We start from the raw sequence: 6,315 nt of genomic DNA on the forward strand, positions 1-6,315 counted from the left end.
CTACTCCCACTCGATGGTTATAGTTTTGCCGCCCCGTCATTCCAGTTACACCCAGTTTTCGGTGCCGCCTCGAGCCGAGTGCCGCCAGGTGACACCATGTCGCGTTTCGTCGGCTTTGGGGACAAAAGCTGGGACAACTCTAAAAACTTTTTTCAAACTCAGGGCTTTGAGTTTTTGTTTTTGTCCCAAAGGGCGCGGCGGGACGCCTTTGCAAGCTCAATATCGCCGAAAACGCCCGTTTTGAAACTCAACCGCCCTTTTGCCCGCAAGCCGCCAGCTACAATCGCAAGTGAATCAACGCGGGCGGCTTTCATGCTGGTTGAAAAACCGCAGGTCGCAGCTCTTCGTCGTCCGCGGGTAAAGTGAGTAGTCTCAGGTGGCTTGCCCATGAGTTGGCGAGCGGGCTTTGAGATTCCGCCGACGTCCGGAAACGCATCGAGCTCCCTTGAATTTCCGGACAGTACATGATATAAGGTAATTGGTTTTCCGTTAGGAAGGCTTCCAAGTGCCGGGGACGTTTTCCCCGGCTTTTTTCTTATCCAGGAGAACAATGCGAGAACTCAGCATCTTCGTCGACGAGTCGGGAAGCGACGGCCTCTCCGACCGCCACTACCTGCTCACCGTCGTCATGCACGACCAATCCGAAAACATCGCGAATTCGATCGCGGCATATGAGGGCGCCCTTCGCGCCAAGGGGCTCCCGGACATACCCTTCCATGCGTCGCCGCTCATGAACGGCAAGGACCAGTACTCGGGGCTCGACCTGAGGACGCGCAAGATGATGCTCGGCTCGTTCCGCGTCTTCTTCCGCCACATGCCCGTAAAGTACCACACCTTCGCATACGCGACCAAGCAGTTCGCCTCGCTCGACAAGCTCGCGGGGGCGATGCGAAGGGATATCGTGAACTTCCTGTTCGACAACCTCGCGGAGCTGCAATACTACGATTTGGTCAAGGTCTATTACGACAACGGCCAGCGCTCCATCGCCGAGTCGCTGCACCGCGCGGTCGAGTACGCGCTGTCGAAGGACGCCGTCGTCTACCGATCGGCGCAGCCCTCCGAGTACCGGCTTTCGCAGGCGGCGGACTACATCTGCACCATGGAACTCACGGCAATCAAATACGCCGAGCACACCGCCACCGCGACGGACGAGAAGTTCTTCGGCAAGTGGTCCGATTTCAAGAAGGGCATACTGAAGGAGACGCGCAAGAAGCTCGTCTAGGGAGGCGATCAGCCCTTGGCGGAGCGTTTACCGACAATGGAGTCTGTTACGGGGGGGTTGATAAGACGCCGCTTAGCTGCATAATAGGTTCCAGTTAGAAACCCTCGGGTTTGCGGGGCGGGATCGTGAAAGCGATTCTGCCCTATTTTTTTTTGAAAGACTGCTCGTCCAATGGCTTCTGCATCAGATAAACCACTTGGAGCAGAAGCCGATTTGGAAGACCGAATGGACCAGCATCGAGATTCCTAAACAGGCCATCATCGCGCAAAACCCGATTCCGGCCCATTTCATGAAGGGGTCTTTGCCCAGCCTGTCGGAATCCCGTTCAGATCGGTCGGGTGAATAGGTGTCGGCGTACACGTCGACCCTGGCAGACTCTTTTGAAAGCAGCTCGAGGGCCTCGTCGAGGTCGCCGGCGAGCTTGTCCCCGTCGATTCCGACCTTGAAAAGGTGCGTCTCGTCATGCTGCTTGAGCGCCGATTCATCCTGCAGCAGGTAGAACCTCTCGCCGTTCACCCCGTTCGCCAGAGCGGTCCTCTCGCTCGAGAACGATCGGATCTCCCTCTTGAGCCTCGGGAAGGCCCCCTTGCCCTCGATTCCGAACTTCTGCGCGAGCGACTCAAGCTGCCAGAGCAGGTCGTACAACCCCACCGCGGGCAGGAGTCCGGCCCCGTACGCCTTTTCGAGCATCGTCCGCTCGAAGCGGTCGTATGCTTTGATTGCCTCGCCGTAAGTCAGCGTGGTCCCGATCGAGGGCATCTCATTCATCTGCATCGATTCTCCTGTCCGCCGATTAGAGGCTGCTCGCCTCGCCGAGCGCTGCCGTATTCGCCGCGAAGCGCACCCCTCCAGAGGTGAGCTCGACGGGGTGTCCGGATTTGACCAGGTCGCAAAGGGCGTATATTCCATATCCCGCCACCCCGGCAATGGAAACGACGAGGCATCCGAGGAGGCCGGCCTGAGGCCCGGTGATGCCGTTCGTCGCATCGACAAGGGATTTGAGCATGCCCCGACAATCGCTTGCTTTGTTGTCCACCGCATCAATCGCCGCGTAGCTTGTAGCGGTGCGTTCCATAACGTCGTTCATCTGCTTACCTCCATTTTCCCGTTGATCCGAGCACGTATCCGCCCGCAAGGCCTAAAAGAAGAGCCACTGCACCCGAGACGAGCGCAGGAGACGGCCTCCGCGCCTGAGATACCGAGCAGGTCTCGCTCTCGGGAGCGGACACGCGAGCGAAATCCTCGCCCTCTTTCTCCTCCGCAACCGATCGGGCGATCAGCGAGAGGGCCTCGTGCAGGGTTGCCGATACGTACTCGAAATCGATCTCCGGCTCGATCTCGATGGGATGGTGGGCAGCCTCAAGCGCCGCCTTGATGGCGGAGACGTCTTCGGCCCCTAGGACCTCGTCGCCTCTCAGCAGCTCCTCGACTCGACGCGCGATGCTGCCCGTGCTCTGAACCTCGACTCGATCAGAATCGTTCCGAATAAAGGTCTTCTCGTTGGCGTTGACGACAAGGGAGACAATCCTTTCATCAGGGAGCTCGCGCCCAATTGCGTTGGACACTACCTCGCGCAAGACGTAACGTTTGGAGGCCATCCTCTCCCCGACGTTGCGCATGCGCCCGCTTCCGTCCTCAAACCTCAGGATCCCGTCGCTCCCGATCGCGGCCGAGGAGGAGTAGTTCTTCACTTCGACTATCACAAGACCCTGCCGGCTGACGAGGATCTGGTCGAACTCATCGTGCTCGCCCTCGTAGTCCAGCTCGGCATTGACCAGTTGCTCGAAGCCGGACCCGACATGCTTGATCGCGTAGAAGACCCGTCGTTCCCCGGCAAAACCCCTGATTAGGCCAGCGTGATAGGAGCTGAATCTCTTCAGCGCCTCTATCGCCGCGAGATAGCTTGGGACGCCCATGAGTCCGAGCTCTTCGCCTCGAGCAATAAGATGGTCGATGACGTGGTAGGTCTTCACGCTGGAGCTGTACTTGTCTTGAAACACCGTTCTGCATATTGCTTGCTCGAAATCGTTATGCCGTTCGAGAAGGGCCGGCACCTCGAACGATTTCTTGGTCAATTCGCATTTCATCGTTTAATCCTTTCGTATCGGATGACTTGATTCTCTCAACTTGATAGACTCGTGTATAGAAGCTTTTCACGAGTATCTCAGTGGTAAATGGAAGAGAGAAACAACATGGGACGAGTCTTAACCGATCAAGAAATGAAAGACGCCTGGGGTGAGCGATTTAAAACCGAGAGGAAAAAATGGTATGCAACGCAAGAGGACTTCGCGAATGCAATGCAGAAAGAAGGGCATGCTACGACGAAGACCACTGTTGGACGCTGGGAGAAAATCGGCGGCAAATACGGCAAAGAAAAACCCGGTTTCCCATCGTTTCCCACGATGCAAACGATTTCAAGACTCCTGAAAGTCCAGATTGGATACTTGATCGGCGAATCAAAGGGAAGGACGTTCGACGAGCAGGAGGTTTCGGAATATCTCGGAATAAGCGTGGAGGCGGTCAACGCGCTTCGCGAGCTCGCGGCGAGGCCCGGCGCCAATAGCAGCCCGTTTAAAGAAAAATACGGTTTGCCAACGACCTCTTATGCAGACACCCTCGAAAAAGTCCTGACGAGCAGTAGCTTTCGATGTCTTATTGACCATCTGAACGAGGTGGATTGCGGCATCTCCGATTTCACTGAGAGAAATTCCCCTAAATCCCGGAACGACAACGCGAACCTACTGGAAAGCGAACGCTGTCGCGAATATCGCCTTAGCCCGGAATCGAATCCGGAACGATTCGATCATGATGGGCACTTGGTCAACGAGAGCGGTGCAAGAATGTTCGACCCAGAAGACCCGGAAAGGCTCGGAGAAGAGGTCATCGGCATGAGGAATAGGGTGCGAATGGCGAAATGCCTGCTGATAGACGACCAAATGGCCATGGTCCGCGAGGTCTGGCCTCAAGTCGTTCAGCTCGATGAGGGCGTGGCGGACCTCGGCGATATTGTCGTTCAGGCGACCGAGAACAGCTGCAGGGTAACGGAGAAGCCCTAATCGAGCCGCCGACGCCCGCTCGTCCACCCCAGCTTGCCCAGACGGCCCTCCCGCAATGTCCTTGTCCCGGCGGGTGGGTACCATTTACCCGGGTGCACCTGGGGCAACGGGCTGAAAAACCTGTGCAAGGTCGCTCGCAGAACACGCAACATCAAACACGACAGAAGAGGCGAACGACAGATGCCGGACCCCGGACGACAGCACCGCGGAAGACGAGCATTCCGACCACAACCGAACAACTCCAGCTACTAGGCAGGCGCCCGCATGGGCGCCTTTTGCTTTTCGGGGACTTAGCTGCGAGCTAAGGCATGCGGCTCATGGCCGTTTCGTGAAGGCCCGACCAGCTCGACCCACCTCGACCCGTCTCCGCTCCCGCCGGGCGCGCCAAGCGCCATCAGGCGGTTCAATCGTCGCGCAGACGAAAAGGCACACGGTGTCGTGCGGTGTCCTCGCGCGGTGCCGCACGGGAAGATTGGAGGAACCATGGCAAGCACAGCCGAATGCGCCGCGCCCGAGGGCAACCAAGATCGCGGCGAATGGATGACGGTGATCGAGATGCAGGAGTACATGAGGGCGAGCCGAAACAAGGCGTACGACCTCATCTGGTCGGGAGAGATCGACTCGTACAGGCTCGGAAGGAAGCTCCTGGTTTCGAGGGCGTCCGTGGACGCCTACATCGAGTCGAGGAGCGGCAGGAAATGACGGCGGCGACCGCCCCGGGAGCCGCCCGCGGCCGGGCACGCGAGGGAGCCTCGAGACGAAAGGAGCTCGAGGACGACCATGACCAAGAGCACTAGCAGGAGCCAGGTGAGGCTCATCGCATCGACCAACGCGATATTCGGCGCCGACGAGGCGTGCGCGATGCTGCGCATCAGCCGCGACGCCATGTACCGGCTCGCCAAGGACCCCGACGACCCGTTCCCGATCCGCTACATCGGCGGCAAGACGCGCGACGGCATCGTGCTGCACGACGAGCTCGTCGCATGGGTCGAGCGCAACAGCGTCGTCGGCTCGCCCAGAAGGGACTAGCGCCGATGGCGGCCGCAGGCCCGAGGGGGCGCGACGGCCCCTCCCCGCGCGAGTTCACGGCGGTACGGCACTTCATGATGGCGGACCTGGGCCTCTCCGGCCTTCCCCTGCTCGTCTACGCGCGCATCTTCGGCTTCTGCGACGCCGGGTGCGGCTACTTCGAGAGCAAGGGCAACCTGGCCCGCTTCCTCAACGTGCAGGAGCGCAGCGCCCACCGCGCCATCCGCGACCTGCTCGACCGGGGCCTCATCGAGGAATGCGGCGTGCACGCCCCGGCGCGCGGGCATGCCACGAAGCGGTACCGCATCGTGCGCGAGAGGCTGCCGCCCGGAGCGCTGGCAACCCCTGACGGTTCGTCAGGGTTCCAGACGCAAAAGGGTGACGAGATGACAGGGTTCGCCGAGAACAAGGGTGACGAACCGTCAGGGTTCTCAGCCCGAACCCCTGACGAGATGACAGGAAAACCCCTGACGATATGCCACCCAATAAGCAAAAGGGACAACAAGGACTTCAGAAGATAAGGAAGGGGCGCCCGATGGACCGAGCGGGACTCATCACCCTGGAGCAGGCCCGGGCGGCCGGGCTCTCCTTCGACGAGCCGGAGCCGAGGGCGTGCCCGCACTGCGGCGCCGCCCTCGATCCGCTCGGCGCGGCGCTGGCGGGCAGGGTCGCCTGGGTCTCCGCCGCCCCCTGCCCGTGCGAGGGCGCAGCCAGCGAGCGGGAGGCCGAGGCGCGAAGGCGCGCGGCCCTCGCCGCCAAGGAGGAGGCCGCCCGCCGGGAGAAGGCGCTCTCGCGCGCGGGCATCCCCAGGCGCTACCGGGCCGCCGAGGCCGACCGCCCCGAGTTCGCCGAGTACATCGCCTCGTTCGCGGGCAACGGGGGCGCCGGGCTCTACATACACGGGGGCGTCGGCGCCGGCAAGACGCACGCCGCCTCCGCCATGGCCAGGCTGTTCGCCGAGGCCGGCTACGACGTCGCCTTCACGACGGCCAAGGGCATGCTCGAGCG

General features: G+C 60.6%; 10 protein-coding genes. 7 read left to right on the plus strand and 3 right to left on the minus strand.

What is annotated here, in order from left to right; all coding sequences use genetic code 11:
* On the plus strand, window positions 1–366 hold a 366-nt coding region (locus tag FS885_RS09560), incomplete at its 5' end, for a hypothetical protein (RefSeq protein WP_222419914.1).
* A 184-nt stretch (window positions 367–550) separates the two neighbouring features.
* The gene (locus tag FS885_RS09565; RefSeq protein ID WP_015540309.1) at window positions 551–1,222 is read left to right on the plus strand and encodes a DUF3800 domain-containing protein; all 672 of its coding nucleotides are present in this window, start codon (window positions 551–553) and stop codon (window positions 1,220–1,222) included.
* Window positions 1,223–1,405: 183 nt separating this feature from the next.
* Here the strand turns inward: FS885_RS09565 and FS885_RS09570 are convergent, their stop codons facing one another.
* From FS885_RS09570 to FS885_RS09580, 3 genes are read right to left on the minus strand one after another with little or no spacing between them, the layout of a single operon-like run.
* The gene (locus tag FS885_RS09570) at window positions 1,406–1,996 is read right to left on the minus strand and encodes a hypothetical protein (protein WP_015540310.1); all 591 of its coding nucleotides are present in this window, start codon (window positions 1,994–1,996) and stop codon (window positions 1,406–1,408) included.
* Between the two features lie 19 nt (window positions 1,997–2,015).
* Window positions 2,016–2,309, minus strand: a complete 294-nt coding sequence (locus tag FS885_RS09575) for a hypothetical protein (protein ID WP_015540311.1) — start codon at window positions 2,307–2,309, stop codon at window positions 2,016–2,018.
* Between the two features lie 4 nt (window positions 2,310–2,313).
* The gene (locus FS885_RS09580; RefSeq protein ID WP_015540312.1) at window positions 2,314–3,309 is read right to left on the minus strand and encodes a nuclease-related domain-containing protein; all 996 of its coding nucleotides are present in this window, start codon (window positions 3,307–3,309) and stop codon (window positions 2,314–2,316) included.
* Between the two features lie 87 nt (window positions 3,310–3,396).
* On the opposite strand from FS885_RS09580, the gene FS885_RS09585 reads away from it, so the two are divergent.
* The 5 genes from FS885_RS09585 to FS885_RS09980 form a co-directional block, all read left to right on the plus strand.
* Window positions 3,397–4,278, plus strand: coding sequence for a helix-turn-helix domain-containing protein (locus FS885_RS09585; protein WP_139913180.1), 882 nt, complete (start codon window positions 3,397–3,399; stop codon window positions 4,276–4,278).
* A 483-nt stretch (window positions 4,279–4,761) separates the two neighbouring features.
* Entirely contained in the window at window positions 4,762–4,980 is a 219-nt protein-coding gene (locus FS885_RS09590; RefSeq protein ID WP_015540314.1) for a helix-turn-helix domain-containing protein, read from the plus strand.
* A 78-nt stretch (window positions 4,981–5,058) separates the two neighbouring features.
* Entirely contained in the window at window positions 5,059–5,307 is a 249-nt protein-coding gene (locus FS885_RS09600; RefSeq protein ID WP_144744817.1) for a helix-turn-helix transcriptional regulator, read from the plus strand.
* A 5-nt stretch (window positions 5,308–5,312) separates the two neighbouring features.
* Window positions 5,313–5,828, plus strand: coding sequence for a helix-turn-helix domain-containing protein (locus FS885_RS09605; protein ID WP_144744818.1), 516 nt, complete (start codon window positions 5,313–5,315; stop codon window positions 5,826–5,828).
* A 14-nt stretch (window positions 5,829–5,842) separates the two neighbouring features.
* The coding region (locus FS885_RS09980; RefSeq protein WP_186365851.1) for an ATP-binding protein at window positions 5,843–6,315 on the plus strand (473 nt) is incomplete at its 3' end.

The sequence above is a fragment of the Enorma burkinafasonensis genome, from assembly GCF_902150035.1.
Classification (GTDB): Bacteria; Actinomycetota; Coriobacteriia; order Coriobacteriales; family Coriobacteriaceae; genus Enorma; species Enorma burkinafasonensis.